Source organism: Bizionia sp., assembly GCF_048259285.1.
In the GTDB taxonomy this organism is placed as follows: domain Bacteria; phylum Bacteroidota; class Bacteroidia; order Flavobacteriales; family Flavobacteriaceae; genus Algorimicrobium; species Algorimicrobium hallyeonense.
This window is the reverse complement of record NZ_JBLXHU010000008.1, coordinates 93,077-111,615: the sequence shown is the minus strand read 5'-3', so window position 1 is coordinate 111,615 and position 18,539 is coordinate 93,077. Positions and strand designations below refer to the sequence as shown.

At 33.7% G+C, this 18,539-nt stretch carries 19 protein-coding genes; 7 read left to right on the top strand and 12 right to left on the bottom strand.

Annotated elements, in window-relative coordinates; genetic code table 11:
- Positions 1–9 precede the first annotated feature (9 nt).
- From ACN0QX_RS06240 to ACN0QX_RS06210, 7 genes are all read right to left on the bottom strand, one after another.
- The gene (locus ACN0QX_RS06240) at positions 10–429 is read right to left on the bottom strand and encodes a DUF2141 domain-containing protein (RefSeq protein ID WP_417195903.1); all 420 of its coding nucleotides are present in this window, start codon (positions 427–429) and stop codon (positions 10–12) included.
- A gap of 121 nt (positions 430–550) precedes the next feature.
- Positions 551–1,882, bottom strand: coding sequence for a DUF58 domain-containing protein (locus tag ACN0QX_RS06235; RefSeq protein ID WP_417195902.1), 1,332 nt, complete (start codon positions 1,880–1,882; stop codon positions 551–553).
- Positions 1,883–2,884, bottom strand: coding sequence for an AAA family ATPase (locus ACN0QX_RS06230; protein ID WP_417195901.1), 1,002 nt, complete (start codon positions 2,882–2,884; stop codon positions 1,883–1,885).
- Entirely contained in the window at positions 2,884–4,083 is a 1,200-nt protein-coding gene (locus tag ACN0QX_RS06225; RefSeq protein WP_417195900.1) for a DUF4350 domain-containing protein, read from the bottom strand. Before ACN0QX_RS06225 ends, ACN0QX_RS06230 begins: the two co-directional genes overlap by 1 nt.
- A complete protein-coding gene (locus tag ACN0QX_RS06220; protein ID WP_417195899.1) occupies positions 4,076–4,801 on the bottom strand; it encodes a hypothetical protein in 726 nt (241 codons plus the stop codon). Before ACN0QX_RS06220 ends, ACN0QX_RS06225 begins: the two co-directional genes overlap by 8 nt.
- Positions 4,794–5,714 carry a hypothetical protein gene (locus tag ACN0QX_RS06215; RefSeq protein WP_248400555.1) on the bottom strand — a complete coding sequence of 307 codons (921 nt, stop codon included), beginning with the start codon at positions 5,712–5,714 and terminating at the stop codon, positions 4,794–4,796. Before ACN0QX_RS06215 ends, ACN0QX_RS06220 begins: the two co-directional genes overlap by 8 nt.
- Positions 5,715–5,724: 10 nt before the next feature.
- On the bottom strand, positions 5,725–6,690 hold the full coding sequence (locus ACN0QX_RS06210) for a stage II sporulation protein M (protein ID WP_248400554.1): 966 nt from the start codon (positions 6,688–6,690) through the stop codon (positions 5,725–5,727).
- A gap of 34 nt (positions 6,691–6,724) precedes the next feature.
- Here ACN0QX_RS06210 and ACN0QX_RS06205 point away from each other — a divergent pair, with 34 nt between their 5' ends.
- Both ACN0QX_RS06205 and ACN0QX_RS06200 read left to right on the top strand, forming a co-directional pair.
- Positions 6,725–7,450 (top strand): RDD family protein, encoded by a 726-nt coding sequence (locus tag ACN0QX_RS06205; RefSeq protein WP_417195898.1) that lies wholly within the window; start codon positions 6,725–6,727, stop codon positions 7,448–7,450.
- Between the two features lie 315 nt (positions 7,451–7,765).
- Entirely contained in the window at positions 7,766–8,365 is a 600-nt protein-coding gene (locus tag ACN0QX_RS06200) for a trimeric intracellular cation channel family protein (protein WP_248400552.1), read from the top strand.
- Between the two features lie 8 nt (positions 8,366–8,373).
- On the opposite strand, the gene ACN0QX_RS06195 is transcribed toward ACN0QX_RS06200, so the two are convergent.
- A complete protein-coding gene (locus tag ACN0QX_RS06195) occupies positions 8,374–9,078 on the bottom strand; it encodes a peptidylprolyl isomerase (RefSeq protein WP_417195897.1) in 705 nt (234 codons plus the stop codon).
- Positions 9,079–9,080: 2 nt separating this feature from the next.
- Here ACN0QX_RS06195 and ACN0QX_RS06190 point away from each other — a divergent pair, with 2 nt between their 5' ends.
- Together ACN0QX_RS06190 and ACN0QX_RS06185 are read left to right on the top strand one after the other, a co-directional pair.
- Entirely contained in the window at positions 9,081–9,722 is a 642-nt protein-coding gene (locus ACN0QX_RS06190; RefSeq protein ID WP_248400550.1) for an NUDIX hydrolase, read from the top strand.
- 51 nt (positions 9,723–9,773) lie between these two features.
- Positions 9,774–10,586, top strand: a complete 813-nt coding sequence (locus tag ACN0QX_RS06185) for a lysophospholipid acyltransferase family protein (protein WP_248400549.1) — start codon at positions 9,774–9,776, stop codon at positions 10,584–10,586.
- Positions 10,587–10,588: 2 nt separating this feature from the next.
- On the opposite strand, the gene ACN0QX_RS06180 is transcribed toward ACN0QX_RS06185, so the two are convergent.
- Positions 10,589–11,230 carry a hypothetical protein gene (locus ACN0QX_RS06180; RefSeq protein WP_376860521.1) on the bottom strand — a complete coding sequence of 214 codons (642 nt, stop codon included), beginning with the start codon at positions 11,228–11,230 and terminating at the stop codon, positions 10,589–10,591.
- 4 nt (positions 11,231–11,234) lie between these two features.
- Positions 11,235–11,729, bottom strand: coding sequence for an RNA polymerase sigma factor (locus ACN0QX_RS06175; protein ID WP_248400547.1), 495 nt, complete (start codon positions 11,727–11,729; stop codon positions 11,235–11,237).
- Positions 11,730–11,859: 130 nt separating this feature from the next.
- Here ACN0QX_RS06175 and ACN0QX_RS06170 point away from each other — a divergent pair, with 130 nt between their 5' ends.
- Positions 11,860–13,140, top strand: a complete 1,281-nt coding sequence (locus tag ACN0QX_RS06170) for an NAD(P)/FAD-dependent oxidoreductase (RefSeq protein ID WP_417195896.1) — start codon at positions 11,860–11,862, stop codon at positions 13,138–13,140.
- 62 nt (positions 13,141–13,202) lie between these two features.
- On the opposite strand, the gene ACN0QX_RS06165 is transcribed toward ACN0QX_RS06170, so the two are convergent.
- Complete coding sequence (locus ACN0QX_RS06165; RefSeq protein ID WP_417195895.1) at positions 13,203–13,868, bottom strand: lysoplasmalogenase; 666 nt, start codon at positions 13,866–13,868, stop codon at positions 13,203–13,205.
- Between the two features lie 51 nt (positions 13,869–13,919).
- Entirely contained in the window at positions 13,920–15,197 is a 1,278-nt protein-coding gene (locus ACN0QX_RS06160) for an alpha/beta hydrolase-fold protein (protein WP_417195894.1), read from the bottom strand.
- Between the two features lie 155 nt (positions 15,198–15,352).
- On the opposite strand from ACN0QX_RS06160, the gene ACN0QX_RS06155 reads away from it, so the two are divergent.
- Complete coding sequence (locus tag ACN0QX_RS06155; protein WP_417195893.1) at positions 15,353–17,506, top strand: TonB-dependent receptor; 2,154 nt, start codon at positions 15,353–15,355, stop codon at positions 17,504–17,506.
- Between the two features lie 104 nt (positions 17,507–17,610).
- Positions 17,611–18,336 (top strand): energy transducer TonB, encoded by a 726-nt coding sequence (locus ACN0QX_RS06150; protein WP_417195892.1) that lies wholly within the window; start codon positions 17,611–17,613, stop codon positions 18,334–18,336.
- Positions 18,337–18,539 lie beyond the last annotated feature (203 nt).

The following is an 18,539-nucleotide window of genomic DNA, read 5'->3' as shown; positions in this document are numbered from 1 at the left end:
AATATTTTTTTAAAAACGAATACTGATTTCAGTGTCTGCTTTCAATTCAAATTTAGCGTCATTAAAGTTTGGTGGTCCCATGAGTATCGGATTGTTGGACATACCGTAAGATTCTTTAGGCATACCATTAGCTTCAAAATCCATTCGCGAATTATCATTTTCGTCATGAACAACCATAACAGCATAGTTGCCTGGTTTTAAATTATTAAAAGTAGCAATAGCTTTACCATCTGTTACTTTTACTTTACGGTTTTGAAGTGCTTCTGTTTTCATAAAGGTATCCGTTGTATGTAATCCTATTAAAACATGTCCTTTGGCATTTAGTGGATTTTCTACTGTAACGGAAACAGTGTGGGTCTGCAAACTATCTTGTGCGTGAGAAATAAAAGATGTTAAGGTAAAAGCGATAATAATTGCTAGCGTTTTCATAAGTGTTGGTTTTTAGATTAATACATTGTAAATATATATCAAACCGCTATGTTCTGAAAAGTAAGCTCACTGAACTGTTGTTTTTTTAGGATGGATTGTAAAATGGGTTTTATCAAACAGATTAAATTAACCCACGAGCTTTAATTTCTAAATACTTATTAATGGTATTCAAGGTTAAATCTTCTGGAGCTGTTAAAACACTTTGAATGCCATGTTTCTGCAATTCGTTAATGATGAGTTTCTTCTCATAAACAAATTTTTCGGCAATGGTTTTTTCGAATATTTCAAAGGTATTACGTGATTCTTTCTGCGTGAGTTTATCCAATTCGGTATTTTCAAAAAAGATAACAACCAATACATGATGCTTGACTATGGCTTGTAAATACGGTAATTGTCTATGTAAAGCATCTAAGGTTTCAAAATTGGTATAGAGTAGTAATAAGCTTCGTTGGTTTAAACTTCGCTTCACATCAATATATAATCTAGAGAAATCGGATTCTGCGAAATCGGTATCTAAATTATAAAGCGTTTCCATAATCTGATTCATCTGTGATGGTCTGCGTTCAGCCACTACTTTATTATTCACCTTCCTAGAAAAGGCAAACATACCAGCTTTATCTTGTTTTTTTAAAGCCACATTACTAATAACCAAGGTTGCATTAATAGCATAATCCAAAAGGCTTAATCCGTTAAAGGGCATTTTCATAGCGCGACCTTTATCAATAACACTGTAAATAGGTTGGGAGCGTTCGTCTTGGAATTGGTTCACCATCAATTGACTCCGTTTGGCTGTTGCTTTCCAATTTATATTCCGAATATCATCACCTTGAACATAGTCTTTAATTTGCTCAAATTCCATGGTGTGACCAATTCTTCGGATTTTCTTTAATCCAAATTCGAAAATTTTATTCGAAAATGCCAACAACATATATTTCTTTAACTGCAGAAATGATGGGTAATTGGGTACCATAACATTATTTCCAAATTGAAAACGACGGGTTAATAATCCAACTGGAGACGTTACATAAACGTTCAGGTTTCCAAAATGATATTCGCCACGTTCCAAAGGACGCAAGGTGTAGGTGATTTTTTTATCCGTAAGTTTATCAAGTTGGGTATCAATTTCAAAATCGCGCTTCTGATATTGAAACGGCATCTCGTCTATGAGTTTTAGTTTAACTTTATAATTATACGAGTTTTTCAAGGTGATTTCAATCGGATTATCATCACCATTACTCAATTTTTCTGGAAGTAATCGTTTGGCTTCTAATCCATTTTGTTTGAATAACAATATGCTATCTATAAGAATAAGTACTAAAAAAGCTCCAAAAAGCATGATACTTATTGGTAATAATCCCGGAAATTGATACGCCATCAGAAATAGAAATGCGAATCCCATTAAGGCTGCAAAAAACCGAAATTCTAAATAGATATGTTTAAAAATACGTTTCAATTATCTTGGGATTTCAATCGTTTCAAGAATTTGGTCTACTACTTTATCAACTGTGAAGGCTTCCATTTCTCGTTCTGGTGTTAGTACTAAGCGATGTTTTAAAGCAGCTTTGGTACAGCGTTTTATGTCATCTGGTGTTACAAAATCGCGACCTTGAATAGCTGCGTTTGCTTTGGCTGCATTTAAAATGGCAATGGATGCTCTTGGCGATGCGCCTAAATACAAATTAGCATTATTACGCGTGCTGTTAACTATGGAAGCAATGTAATGGAGTAAGTGGTCTTCCACTAAAATTTGTTTAATTAACCCTTGGTATTTTACAATATCAGCAGCTTTTAAAACCGGGTTTATTGTACTATAGTCTAATTGATCTTCCCGTTTGTGGTTGTCCACTAGAATCTGAATTTCATCTTCCAATGATGGATAATCCACATTAATTTTAAATAAAAAACGGTCTAATTGTGCTTCTGGCAAACGGTAGGTTCCTTCTTGTTCAATTGGGTTTTGTGTGGCAAAAACCAAGAAAGGTGGCTCCATAATAAACTGATTGTTATCAATAGTTATTTGTCGTTCTGCCATAACCTCAAATAAAGCGGCTTGCGTTTTTGCGGGTGCTCTGTTAATTTCATCAATTAAAATAATATTGGAAAAAATAGGGCCTTTTTTATATTCAAACTCGCTCGTTTTTACATTAAAAATGGAGGTTCCTAAAATATCACTCGGCATTAAATCTGGTGTAAATTGAATGCGACTAAAATCCACATCTAACGTGCGTGCTAAAAGTTTGGCGGTAACTGTTTTTGCCACACCTGGAACACCTTCAATAAGTGTGTGGCCATTAGATAAAATAGAAATGATGAGCAATTCTACCATTTCATTCTGACCAACGATAATTTTACCAATCTCCGTTTTAATACTTTCTACATGGGCTTGCAAAGGCTTGAGGTCAATTCTATTCGTAAAGCTTAAATCTTCGCTTTCGTGTTGGTTCGTATCTTCCATTATATAGTGTTTTTTGTAAAATGTTCTATTTGTTTGTTAAGGGCAATGAGCTCTTTTTCTGTGTGGTTATTTTTCGATTTTAAAAACGTAATTAAATCGATTAATGCTTTGGTGTCTTGAACCGTATTTGATGATTTAACAGCGAGTTTCTGAATAAAACGTTCACTAAATTCATTAGTTTCTAAATAATATGTGGTTCGTATAAACTCTAAAAAATAGGTTATTTTTTTATGAATAATATTGGAATAATCACCATGTTGGTAGTATAAATCGCCAATAGTTTGGGTAAACGCTACGGTTGAATTTTTTAAGGGTTCTACAACTGGAATAATACGCTGAGTTCGTTTTCCTTTGAAAATTACAAAGATGATTAAGCCTAATAAACTTATATAGAATGTCCATTTTAATGCAGGACTACTCAAAATAAAACGCAATGGACTTTTAATAACTTTGCGTCCGCTTTTATAATAGTTATCCCAAAGGATGCTATTATTCTTTGGCAAAAATGATAAAACTGTTGCGGCATAATCTGCTTTGTCATTTAATAAATGATAGTTTGTAAAGGCAAACGGATTGCTATGAACATAAAAGGCTCCACCATTATCGCCAAAAGGCGTTTTAGTAAAATTAACTTCCTTCCTTATTTTATTTTCATCAATCATATAACCTAAAATGGTTGCATTAGATGTATCTATAGAGGTGAAGAAGCTGTTTTCAATAACGTCCCTAAACAGACGTTCGTTAGCTTTTAAGGTTTTATTAGTGAATATGGATTTGGAAGGATCCTTGAAAAATCCATCATAATCCCGATCTATTTCTATGTTTAGCGAATCGGCAAATGCGCCGTAAACATAATTGGTACTTATAAAAACGGTGTTCCCGTTTTCAACAAATTCCAAAAGCGCATTGGAGCCTTCTTCCTCTACAGAAATATAATCGTTAATAAGAAGGAGCGTCTTGTTTGTTGCGTTAGGAAAATCTTTTAAGCGTTCGTACAAACTTTCATCAGATGTTTCTATTGTACGAGACGTAAATGGCTCCAATTCATTGTAAAGCACGTAGCAACCCAAAGGAATTTTATCGGCAGCGGAGTAGGAGTTTCGCCAATTCAATGGTTTTGGTTTGGTGACTTCAGCTAACATTAACAACACGATAATGGCGCCAATGCTATATAAAGCTATTTTTGAGCGTTTATCCATTAATGCGTTTATTTAAGGTTGAAAAATCGTCTTGATTTCTATTGAAAGCTTGTTCGTCTATGGCAAATTCGCCATACCAAACGTAATCATAGATGTAAGAAATTCGTTTGAATAATTGTTTGATACCATCATCTGAAATTTCATTGAGATAGTCTGAATTGGTTTTGTCATAATGCCAATCGATGATGTTTTTGTTCGTTAAATTTTTAAGTGATTTTAGATATAAATAACGCGTTGCCAAACGATAATTGCTTTCTTTTAAGGCTGTTTTTATTAGGTTTTCAAAATCAACTTGTTGGATGTCTTCTTCAATATAACCAAAATTATCAATGGTTTTTTCTTCCGTTTTAAATACCGAGCTCATTGGTGATTGTAATAAAAACTTAATAAATAAATACAGAGCTCCAGCAGCTAAAAGGCCGTAAACAATGTATTCCAAAGTTTCATAATCCACAAAATCTATGTCAATCCCGAAAAGATTACCTAACCAGTTAAAAAATTTCCGAAGCAATTGTTGTAATAAATTAACACCACCTGTATCGTTGATATTGTAATTGAAATCATTTCCGGAATAGCGATCCAGGATGCCTTCTTTAAAATAGGTAACCGTGATATCTGTCGAGTCTTCTTGGATTTTATTTTGTGCAACGGCAACCGCATGCTTTATAAAAAGCAAACCTGAAACCGTTAAAGTGATATGTCTGTTTGGTTTACTCATTAACACCTATTTGTTCTATACGTTCGCGCAAATACGTGTTATATCGTTCTTCATGTAAATTAAAGAATAGTACACCATAAGCTACCTGTGAAAGGGCTTGCGAGAAAATAAATGCTAATACAAACATGGTAAAACCTAGTGTAAAAACAATAGTTGCAAAGTTACTTGTTAAAAAATCCACTTCACTTTCAATAGAAAAATAGGTGTAAAAACCAATAATGAATCCAGGGATGGATAGGATTAAAAACGTTAGCATTAGATTTAGAATTCCAATTACCAATCCGAAGAAAACCACACGAATAAAATTAGAAAACGTGAAAGACCAACCTTCTGATAAGGCTTCGCCAACCGATTTATTAGTACTGAAAATAGACATAAATGATAAACCAAAAAGGGCGCTTAGCGTAAAATTGATGGCATATTGTGCTAACATACCTAATAACGGAATAAACGCTAAAACCAGAGAAACCACAAAGTAACCGATGTACATGGCAATGCCAATAAGGATAAATAGGATGATGGTTCCTAAATTCTTTTTAATGGCAGACCAAATGTTTGCCGATTTCACGTTGCCTTCCTGCTTTACATATTCTGTCATGTAAGCGCTAGAAAAACTGTAATTTAAAACGGCCGTAACAAATAGAATAACAACGAGAAGCAATCCGCCAACTATTAAATACCAATCGTTATCCATGCTAGTTTCCATACCAAACCTGAAATCACGACTCGCCAAACCCATGAATCCAGTTACTAACAGATAAGATCCAATTAGTGTTAATATAATACTAATGGCATTGTAACGCAAGTATAGGTTGGTATAATGTTTAAAGTTGAGTTTTAAAAACTGAAAATAGTTATTGACAATATCGCCAAAGGTATTTCGCGTACGAAGTTCTAAATACGGTTTTTCCATACGGTAGGTTTTATAGATTTAAGGCCATTTTTTTATTCAATTTAATCGGGTAAATTATATAATAAAATATAATTAAGGTTAAAGATGCAAGAATAATCCCATAAGCTAAAGCAGGGTGCATTTGTTCTCCAAAACGAGTTATAAACCCTTCAATAAAGCCAGCTACAATGAAAAACGGAATCGTGCTAACTACTATTTTCAAGCCGTCTTTGGCGCCTTTCATAAAGGCAACGCGTCTAGAATATGTTTTGGGGAATAGAAAACTATTTCCCATTACCAAACCCGCGCAACCAGCAATTACAATCACCGAAATTTCAATGGTACCATGAAGCCAAACGGTCGATGTTTTTTCTAAAATGCCATAATTATAGAAAAACGTAATAAAAGCGCCTAACATGATACCATTACTAAACAAAATATAAATGGTGCCTACACTAAAAACAACACCTGCAGCAAATGCAAAAATAGCCACACGGATATTGTTTATAGTAATTCCCAGAAAAGTACCCATTTGGCTTCCACTTTTATAAACCGCCATAGGTTCGCCATTTTCAATGTTTTCAATGGTCATATTTACATAAGCATCACCTAAAATTAAACGTACAAAACTGTCGTCATTTAAAGTAGAAACGACACCAATTAAAACAGCCGACATAAAAATTAGAAAGGAATACAGTAAAGTTTTATGATAGGCTATAAAGAACAGTGGAAATTCGTATTTCCAAAAGGAAACAATCTTATTTTTTGACTCTCTTTTGGTGATATAAATTTTCTGATGCGCCTCAGATGCCAACGAATTTAAATACAAAAGCGTCTTACTATCAGCATAGTAAGTCTGTGCATAGGAGAGGTCGTTAGTAAGTTGAATATAGTATGAAGCTAAATCGTCTGGGTTTATTTTAACATTATTGTGTAATGCTTTTTCAAATACCAGCCATTTTTCCTTATTTTGCTTCACGAATGATGCTTCGCGCATAGCCTATTTAAAATTTAAACGAATATACATTTCCATGAGCAATATAGCAATTAACACAGCCCAAAATGTCAATTTAGATTACAAACTAATTGGTGTTGGCGAACGTTTTGTCGCTTTTTTAATTGACGGCTTGATTCTTATAGCTTACATGACCATTATGGAAAACTTGGTAGCAGTTTCTGAAATATTTGATACCGATAGCTGGACCCGTCGTGGGTTTCTTGGATTGTTAACGCTTCCTGCCCTGTTTTATTCTTTGCTTTGTCATGTTCTGTTTAGTGGGCAAACCATTGGTAAAATGATCATGAAAATAAAAGTGGTTCGTTTTGATGGAGCGCCAACCCAATGGTATAATTTATTGGTGCGTTGGATGCTTCGGATTATTGATATATGGATGTTTTTTGCTTCAATTGGTGTAATGAGTATTTTATTGTCCGATAAAAAGCAACGTGTTGGTGATTCAGCAGCAGGCACTGTTGTTATTAGTGTGAAACAAAAACATAAAATATCCAGTACTATTCTGGAAGAAATAACTGACGATTATGAACCTGTATTTAATAATGTAACATTGTTAAGTGATAAGGACGTTCGGATTATTAAAGAAGCCTTTATGATTTCCAAACGGAATAATGATTTCAAGACCTTAACAATTATACGAAATAAAATTTGTGGCTTGCTGCAAATAGAATCAGATATGTTTGACAAAGAGTTTATTGACACCATTTTAAAGGATTATAACTATTACACTCAAAATATGTAAGCAGAGAACCCACTTCTTGCAAAGAAATTGTGTGAATCGCTTACACCGTTTTTAAAACGGTGTCTATTTTATTGAGCTAATGCCTAAATAAATTATCAAGAATATAATTGTGTGAAATGTTCTGGACGTTTTCAAAACGGTATTTCATGTTAGTATTTTTGAATCCGTTGTATTAATTAAAAAAAAGTTGATTTTTGCAAAATAACGGACTTTATTAGTATGCAAAATATGCCTAAAAAATAGTAGGTATTCCGTTTCACTAAATAGCTATCATTCTATACCTTTGCTTGCATTTTAAACTAATAGGTAACAGTCATGTTTTACGCAATAGATATTTTAGGAACCATAGCATTTGCTATTTCAGGTGTGCTAGTCGCTTTAAGTAAGCGCATGGACGTATTTGGAATTTTAATTATTGCTACGGTTACAGCTGTTGGTGGTGGAACACTTCGTGATGTTTTAATTGGTGAAACGCCAGTGAGTTGGATGCTGAATTTAAATTATATCTATGTTATTTTAGCTAGTACGGTATTGACTATTATTTTTAAAAATAAAATTGATTACCTTCGGAAATCCCTATTTCTTTTTGACACAATTGGAATAGGTTTGTACACGGTTGTTGGTGTAGAAAAAGGCATTTCAGCAGGCTTAGACCCTATAATATGTATTGCTTTGGGTACAATGTCGGCCTGCTTTGGTGGGGTAATTCGTGATATTTTATGTAATGAAATTCCTGTAATTTTTAGAAAAGAAATTTATGCAACAGCATGTATTTTGGGAGGTTTAACTTATTTTCTAGTCCGAAAGCTGCCTATAGATAATAACGTTGTTTTTATTATTGCCGGTTTAGTAGTTATTACCATCAGACTACTAGCTGTCCGGTTTAAAGTCAGTTTGCCAACGCTCTATAAATAGTAGCTGCATTACTCAATGATTTCCACTTTCTTAATATATACGTTTCTTAAAGGCCAATCGCCATCGTCGGTTTTTTGAGCGGCAATTTCATCAACCACATCCATACCTGAAATAACTTCACCAAAAATGGTGTAATCGCCATCCAAATGATAGGCACCATCTTTGTTTTGGACTATAAAAAACTCAAATGGCGATGCTAATTTATAGGCATCTTCAATCTCGCTACTTGGCATGCTCACAATACCTCTATGGTGTTTAAAACCTCGTTTGGTGTCTGGGGGAAGGAGATAGCGACCAATATCTCCTCGTTTTCGTTTTATTTTTGGATCGTCTGTATTTCCAGCTTGGATGATGAAGTTATCTATTACTCGGTAAAATTGTGTGCCATCAAAATAACCGCGTTTGGTTAAGTATACGAAATTTGCACGATGAAACTTAATTTTGTCATATAATAAGATATCAATGCTGCCAAATTTGGTGGTAATTCGCACTTTGTTTTCCGGATTGTTTTTTTCGTACTCTAAAAAGAATTCCATGGCATTTTCATCCGTTAGGAAAGGGAATTCAGGTGTTTTTATTTTGGAGCTATCTAATACTTTGGTCGGTTTTTTAACAGTTTTTGTCGTTTTAGGAGTCGTTTCTTTTGGTTTTGATTGTTTATCTTCACAACCAAGAAAAAATATAAAAGCGACTAACATAAGAATACGAATCATAGATGAAATTTGATGAATTTTTACAATCGGTATCAAAAATAGAAAATATACCACTGCCAGCCGAATCTTCACAATTTAAAATGTCGCCACCTTTTAGAGAGCAGCTCCAAGCGCAGCAAAAAAATGCCATTAAAAATGCTAAAAATGCTGGAGTTGTTGCCTTGTTTTATCCGGATCAAGAACATGAAACTAAATTGGTGTTAATTCTTCGGAAAACCTATAAAGGTGTGCATTCTGCCCAAGTAGGCTTTCCTGGTGGAAAAGTGGAAAAAACGGATGCCTCAATAAAAGATGCTGCCATTCGAGAAACGTGGGAAGAAGTAGGCGTGCCACAGAGTGAAGTAGAAATTTTATGCGCCATGACCAAGGTTTATATTCCACCAAGTAATTTTTTTGTTTACCCGTTTATAGGAATTTCTCGATGTACGCCTAAATTTGTTAAACAGGATACGGAAGTTGAAGACATTATTGAGGTGACTTTACAAGATTTTATTAGTGAATCCAGTGTGGTAACTAAAACGGTATCAACTTCCTATAGTGTTGAGGTGGATGTGCCAGCATTTCATTTAAACAATCATATTGTCTGGGGAGCAACAGCTATGATGTTGAGCGAAATAAAAGACTTGTTAAAAGAACTGCTGTAAACGGACAGTTTTATTACATTTGTAATCTTAAACCAGTTTTAAATTATACGTATGGGATTGTTTAAACAAAATCCTTTTGGTCATTATCTCATTTTAAAAAAATGGGTTATTAGAATTCTAGGCGCGCTTACTCATAGGCGATTTAGAGGTTTTAATGAACTTAAAATTGAAGGATCTGAAATTATTAGAAATCTGCCAGATAATAATGTGTTGTTCATATCTAACCATCAAACCTATTTTGCTGATGTGGTGGCTATGTTCCATGTTTTTAATGCGAGTTTAAGTGACCGAGACGATTCTATAAAAAACGTAGGATATTTATGGAATCCAAAAATGAACATTTATTATGTAGCTGCTAAAGAAACCATGAAATCAGGTTTGCTTCCTAAAATAATGGCTTATGCTGGTTCTATTAGCATTGAGCGCACCTGGCGCGCAAAAGGAGAAGATGTAAATCGCCAAGTAAAAATGAGCGATATTTCAGCTATCAAAACTGCTTTAGATGATGGTTGGGTTATTACCTTTCCACAAGGTACTACAACACCTTTTAAACCTATTAGAAAAGGAACAGCGCATATTATTAAGCATTACAAGCCAGTTGTTGTACCTATCGTTATTGATGGTTTTAGGCGTTCGTTTGATAAAAAAGGGCTTCGTGTTAAGAAGAAGAATATTCTGCAAACATTAGAAATTAAAGAGCCATTACAGATTGATTACGAAAATGATTCCATAGCTGAAATAGTTGAAAAAATTGAATTTGCTATAGAGCAACATCCTTCCTTTTTAAAGGTAATTCCACAAGATGTTTTAGAAGCTGAAGAAGCTTTAAATGAAATGCGAAAATGGCGTCCTAATAATCCGTAAATTTATAAGTCTAATTTTTTTAGTTCCTTGTAATTCTTATTTAAACTTCGCAGTAAAATACCGTAAACTAACCAATAAAAGAGGAGTAAGGTAAGTATAACAGCAACTAAAAGCACTAACACGGTTAAAGTAAAAATGGTGTAGAACTTAAATGTTTCTCCACTTGCTGCTGCACTGTTTGCCAGATTAATAAGTTCTTGATCTTGGTCAAACTCTACAAATAGTACAATAACAACGGATAATATTAAGTAAAGGAGATTAAAAGCTACGTAGCGTTTTACCGTCTGACGTGTTTTTAAAATGTTTTCCATAAGTTTTTTTGCACTATCCGTAACAGAAATAGTTCGGTAGTTTTTAAAAAACATGACGAAAAAATACGCTAGAATAATATAGCCAAATACGGTAAGCGGTATAATAACATAATCTGCATCATAACTATTGTAACGTTCCATGCTTTTGCTATCTTTTAATGCAAAGGATATAACAAGCCAGAAAATAAATTCTAATAGACTAATGATAAATATCCACTTTACAATGGACGACGACCTTTTTAAAATCATCTTATAAATATCATTATAGGACACTTTAGGATAGGTATTGTTATCCTTTTTCCAGTCTTTTTTTAATAATTCTAATTCATCCATAAGGTTACGGATTTAAAATGGTTTTAAGCTTCGTTTTTATGCGATTCATTTTTACACGTGCATTTACTTCGCTAATTCCCATTGTTTCACTTATTTCTTTGTAATTTTTTTCTTCTAAATATAAAAACACCAATGCTTTTTCAATATCATTCAGTTCTTTAACAGCATTGTAAAGTAATTTTAATTGTTGCTCTTCGGTATCATCATATTCCTCTGCTTTTATTTTGAATTCAATGCTTTCAAACTCTTGTGTCTTTATTCTGCGCTTTTTCTTTCTATATAGTGTTATAGCGGTATTCAGTGCTACACGATACATCCAAGTACTGAATTTTGAGTCACCACGGAATTTTGGAAAAGCTTTCCAAAGTTGTATGGTAATTTCTTGAAACAAATCATTATGAGCATCTTGGTTATTGGTGTAGAGTCTACACACTTTATGCACAATATTTTGATTTGCCTCAAGCTGTTCAACAAAACTATGTTCTAATGATTGGCTCAAATTGATGGTTTAGTACTGTATAAGTAGCATAAATATTAAAAAGTTACAGGGAATACAAATATTATTCAAAAATAGCCAATTAAATTGTTAAGGTTTATATTTGTATATCTGAAACGTATCCATTTTATTTATGAATATTCCTGAATCTAAACTTCCAAGGTTAGTGATTGTTGGCGGTGGATTTGCCGGTGTTAATCTGGTGAAATCCTTGAAAAATAAACCGGTTCAAGTTGTTTTAATAGACAAAAGAAACTATCATACTTTTCAGCCGCTATTATACCAAGTATCAAGTTCAGGTTTGGAGCCTGACTCCATAGCATATCCACTTCGCAAAATTATCAAATCGTCCCAAAATATCTTTTTTAGGTTAGCGGAAGTCCAAACAATAGATGCGGAAGCGCATACCATACAAACATCAATAGGTAATTTGTCCTTTGATTATTTGGTGTTGGCTACGGGAACGAAAACTAATTATTTTGGCAATAAGGATGTAGAAACCTATAGCATGCCTATGAAAACGGTTCCGCAGGCCTTAAATATTAGAAGTTTAATACTTCAGAATTTAGAAAAAGCAACTATTGCAAAAACGGTTGAGGAACGCCATGCCTTTTTGAATTTTGTAATTGTAGGAGGTGGGCCAACAGGTGTGGAATTAGCTGGCGCTCTTGCTGAATTAAAAAATAACATTGTTCCAAAAGATTATCATGATTTGAATGCACACGATATGCAAATTCATCTTTTGGAGGGAGGTGATAGATTATTGCCGCCAATGAGTAAACATGCATCCAAAAAGGCCGCTGAATTTCTTAATAAATTAGGTGTTACAATTCACTGTAATACGTTTGTTAAAAATTACGATGGAAAAAAAGTAGAAACAAATACAGATTTAGAATTAGAATCTGAAACCTTAATTTGGGCGGCAGGTGTTACTGGAAATCCAGTGAAAGGTTTAGCTTCTGATGCGCTTTTTGAAAAGTTAAATCGGTACCGGGTAAATGGGTATAATCAGGTAGAAAATTACCCTCATATTTTTGCGCTTGGAGACATTGCTTATATGGAAACGGAAGCCTATCCAAAAGGACATCCTCAAGTGGCGCAACCTGCCATCCAGCAAGGCCAATTATTTGCTAAAAATATTATAAAATTAATAGGAAATAAACCTATGAAGAAATTCAAATATAATGACAAAGGTTCCATGGCAACTATAGGAAGAAATAAAGCGGTTGTGGATTTAGGTTCTTTAAAATTTTCTGGATTTTCAGCTTGGTTTGTTTGGATGTTTATTCACCTGATGGCGTTAGTTGGCTTTAGAAATAGAGTGGTAGTTTTCTTCAATTGGACCTATAATTATATCAATTTTGACAAGGCAGCACGCTTAATTATTAGACCATTCAATAAGTTAAATAAATAGTTCAATAAAATGTTTTTAATTATTTGGATATTAGTGTTTTAACTGTCTATTATAAGGAAAATCTATCGCTCTTTTAGGAGTCCAAAAATAATACAAAGTTGTGCAAAAGCGTATGTAAACATAATACTTATATTTGAAAATGGCAAGGGCTCATAAAATTTATTTAAAGCGAGTAAACTGTCAGAAATCATAAATAAAATAGCGCCTACAAAAACCAATATATAACTAACATTTGGCACTTCTCCTTTCCGCAAATACGCTGTTGTTCCCATGGTTAAAATAACTAGCATATATACAATAACAGGTATTAACATATCGCCTAAATTATCCTTCAAAAAGTAAAAAAGTAGTCCGCCATATACGAGTAAAATAACACTAAAAAGATAGGGTTTTTTATCGGTATTTCTTCGTTTTAAAAGCACCAAAATATAGAGAATATGAGCGGTTAAAAAAGCGACCAATCCAAGCGTGAAAAAGTGATCAGATTTGTCTGCAAACATCAATAGAATATCACCCAATAAAGAGAAGATTAAAGCACCAAAAGTAAGCTGTTTTATCTTATTGGCGATGGAAGTATTTTGTTTGTAATAAAATATAATTATTGAAACTAGTAAGGCGGGCTTTGCAAAATAATGTAAGAATGGATAGGACATTCCCGTTTGAATTTCCGCTATCAATATGAAACAAAAAAGGATGATAAATGATTTTTCAAATTTGGTTAATTTCATATAGCAGATAATTTAAATTTTAAATTAGAGGTTTTTAAAGTTGTAAAATTTTTAATGTGAACGCTCCTCTTTTAACAGTAGCGTGTTAAGCTTATTTCTTGAATAGTTATTACCCTTGCCTGTCTTTAAAGCTTTTTGATACATAGAAACTGCTTTGTCTTTTTCATTCACTTCCGCATAATAATCGCCTAAAGAGTCGTAAACATTTGAGTTATTTGGATAATTTTTAACATTTAATTTAAAGAAGGCTTCAGCTTTATCATATAGTTTTCGTCTTAAACATGCATAGCCAAATTGATTTACCAATGATTCTGGGGGTAGAATGGTATAGTTCATTTTGTAAGATACTATTTCATAATGATTTTTAAGTGTTTTGATTACTGTACTGGCTGTAACATTTGGGTTAATAATTAAGGATATAATGTTTTGGTTCAAATTATACCATGAAAAAATAAACCGTAGGGCGTCATAAGTTGCAATTAAAGGCAAGCTACCATGACTTTCGTTCGGGTAATAGTTCGAATTGAACTTAATTTGCGATGATGAGTGTGGAACAACTTTATTGGTAAATTCCAAAATATCCCGAATATGCTGCGTCTGTTTGGAGGTGTCCTGTTCTACTGTTGCTAGTGTTATTCCAGATGGCATGGAATTAGCAATTCCTACAAACAAAGTTTCATTGGAAAGGTTTTTATTATTTAAAATCATTTTTGCTTCTTCTAACATGACGGAATCAGACCACCATAAACTGGGGTCTAAAGCTATATAACTATTAAAAAGTTCTGGGCGCTTTAGCATAGTATTTATCACTGTCAAACCTCCCAATGAGTGACCAATGTACAGACGGTAGGGCTTTGTTTTGTATGTTTTGTCAACAAATGAAATTAGTTCTTTTTGAATAAAATCCATGAAAGCTTCACCGCCACCTGAAGTATTTGGACCATTTTCGCTATTTCCATGTTTGGGCGTTAAATCCCGCAATCTATCCGTATTAAGTATGCCAACAACAATCATTTTTGGTAAAATGGAATTGCCTCTCGCGCTTAACTCTTGAATTGTGCCTACTACAGATGTAAAATGGGAGTCGCCATCAAGCAAATAAACTACGGGAAAGGCTTCATTTGAGTCTGAACGTGTTTCGGGAACGTGAACCCAAATTGTTCGTTCTTCATTTAGTATGGCTGACTGAATAGTGTGTGAAACACCAATACCTATTATATCTCCTTGTACGGTTTGTCCGCTATTCTTGTTAGGGATGAATAAAATAAATAGGGTTAATAAGGATGAGAATAGCTTCGTTCTGCTTGATGTTTGTAGTAATAATCTCATGGGCGGTTAATGATATGCACTAAAATAGCATTTTATTATTAGTATCAATGGCATTTTACATTTCAGCTATTAAAATTTACAATTGAGTCCAAATATTTTTTAAAATGTTATGGGTAGATTCATATTTGTTGTATCAAACATGAAAGCCAACGAATATGAAAACTGTTTACATCATTCTACTATCCTTAATATCCTATTCAGCCTTTTCGCAAGTTGAAATAAGTGGAACCGTTCTAGATTCTAAAAATATTCCTATAGAAGGTGCTAACGTATATATTGAAGGGAGCTATGATGGCACAACATCCAACGCTATGGGTGAATTTCATTTTCAAACTTCAGAAACTGGACTACAAACATTAATTGTGTCCTTTCTGTCTTATGAGACTTATAAATTAGAAGCAGACGTTTCGATGTTTACAACTATTACCATTAAATTACGTGAAGATGTTAATGCTTTGGATACGGTGGTTATTTCAGCGGGTACGTTTGAAGCTGGCGATAATAGTAAAGTATCCGTTTTAAAACCCTTGGATGTAGTTACAACGGCTAGTGCAGTGGGTGACTTTGTTGGCGCATTGCAAACATTACCAGGAACGACTACAGTTGCAGAAGATGGCCGCTTATTTGTGCGCGGAGGTGATGCCAATGAAACGCAAATATTTATTGATGGCATTCGGGTATTTACACCCTATACACCAACAACAAATAATATTCCCACACGCGGTAGATATTCACCGTTTCTTTTTGATGGAATCACCTTTTCAACAGGTGGTTACTCTGCCGAATATGGCCAAGCATTATCAAGTGTACTTCTCTTAAACACGATTAATGAACCAGAACAAAATAAAACAGATATAGGAATCATGAGTGTTGGTGGCTCTTTAGGTCATACTAAAAAATGGGAAAAGAGTTCCTTAAGTGTTAATGGTTCCTATATTAACTTGGCGCCTTATACTGCTGTATTTCCCGATAGAAATGAATGGGATAAACCATTTAATGGTGGTTCCGGTGAAGCTGTTTTTAGACGTCCGTTCAATTCAGGTATACTGAAATTATATATCGCATTTGAATCAGGTGGTTTTGCGCTAACACAAGAAGACATCAATGTTCCAGAAGGTGTTTACTACAAACTAAAAAATAACAACCTTTATTTTAATGGTTCGTACCGAGGCGTACTTTCTGATAATTGGACAATTTTTGGAGGGTTAAGTTATACGTATGCTCATAATGATATTCAAGTTTTTTTAGATGATATTAATGATACTGAAAATGCCGTTCATGCTAAATTTAAATTGAAACGCCGATTTAGCAATCGTTTTAAACTTCATGTAGGTGCTGAATATTTTTCCACAGACTTCAATGAGAAATATAAAAGTCCTGTAACGGCTAAATTATCCTATGGATTTAAAAATAATATTTCGGCAGCCTTTACAGAAGCGGATGTTATATTTTCAAAAAAATTCGCTTTAAAAGGTGGGTTAAGATTAGAATACAGTGGGTTGTTTAATGAAGTTACAATATCGCCTCGTTTGTCATTGGCTTATAAAACATCTAAAAACAGTCAAATATCTTGGGCTTATGGTAATTTTTATCAGAATCCGGATAGTAGTATTTTAAAGTTTGAACAGGATTTGCAAGCTCAAAAAACAACGCATTATATATTGAATTATCAATTAAATCGTGATGGTCAAATTTTTAGGGCTGAGGCTTTTTATAAGGATTATAAGAACCTAATAAAATATAACACGGAATTTGCGGGTTTTAATAGTGATTTTAATAATCAGGGTTTTGCTTATGCTAAAGGGATCGATTTATTTTGGCGTGATAACAAAAGCTTAAAAAATATCGACTATTGGGTAAGTTATAGTTTTTTAGATAGCGAGCGCGACTATTTAAATTATCCAGAACCTGCTACGCCAAATTTTGCAAACACTCATAATCTTTCCATAATAGGCAAATATTGGGTTGAAAACTGGAAAAGTCAGATTGGTTTAAGCTATAATTTTGCTTCTGGACGGACTTATACCAATCCAAATTTAGACGGGTTTTTAAATCAAAAAACAAAAAGTTATAACAGTTTAAGTTTGAATTGGGCGTATTTAGTAACACCACAAAAAATACTATATGTATCTGTTAATAATGCATTGGGTTTTAATAATATTAACGGATATCAATATGCCAACTCACCAGATGTTACTGGAAACTTTGCAAGTCGTGCATTAAAACCGGCCGCAGATCAGTTTTTCTTTATTGGGTTTTTCTGGACAATTAGTGAAAAAGGAACAGATAATCAATTAAATAATTTGTAAACAATTATTATTTAACTATTTGGCATACAGTGTAAAACATGATTTAAATCATAGTTTTTTACAGGTATTTGGAGTAATTTAATTTCAGTTAAACTCTAGAAATTATGGAACTCAAAAAAAATCCAAATTTAGAAATTGGTCGCAACAGCGCTATCTATTTTGCTGTAGGTCTTAATATCATGCTGTTTTTTACTTGGCGTGGATTGGAGTATCGCACGTACGACCAACCAGACATTAATCAAGAACTCTTGATATTCGCAGAAGAGATTGAAGACGATATTCCTATTACTAATCTTGAAGCAACGCCTCCGCCACCACCTCCTGCATCTGCTGCAATTCCTGAAGTTATTACCATAGTAGAAGATACCGAAGAGATTGAAGAAACAATAATAGAAAGCTCGGAATCTGGTCAGGAAGATCGTATTGAAGAGCGCGAAATAACTGTAGACGAAGTAGTCGTAGAAGAGATTGAAGAAGAGGTTTCAGTACCTTTTTCCGTTGTAGAAGATGTGCCTGTTTTTCCTGGTTGTTCTGGAAATAACGTGGCGTTGCGTAATTGTTTTAGTGCGAAAATAACCGAGCATATCCAAAAGCATTTCAAATATCCAGAATCAGCTCTAGATTTAGGAATTCATGGGAAGGTGTATGTCATGTTTATTATTGATTCCCAAGGACGAGTAAGTAATATTAGATCGCGTGGTCCAGATCCGCAATTAGAGAAAGAAGCGGAACGCATAATAGGTTTATTGCCAATTATGCAACCAGGAAAACAACGCGGAAAACCTGTAAAAGTGCCATATAGTATTCCGATAAATTTTAAAATTGAATAATTGTATTGGTCGGTTATCGTTTTTACAGCCGTATTAAAGGGATCCAAGGAACCATTAATACGGTTTTTTTGGTTTTATTGGGTTTTGTAACTGGTTTGGGGTTTAATAACAATTCATCCACAAAAACTGACAGTTGAGAAGGTTGATTTTTGTAAAATCTTATTTCTGGCGCATATTTGCTCTATCAAATAAAAACACAATCT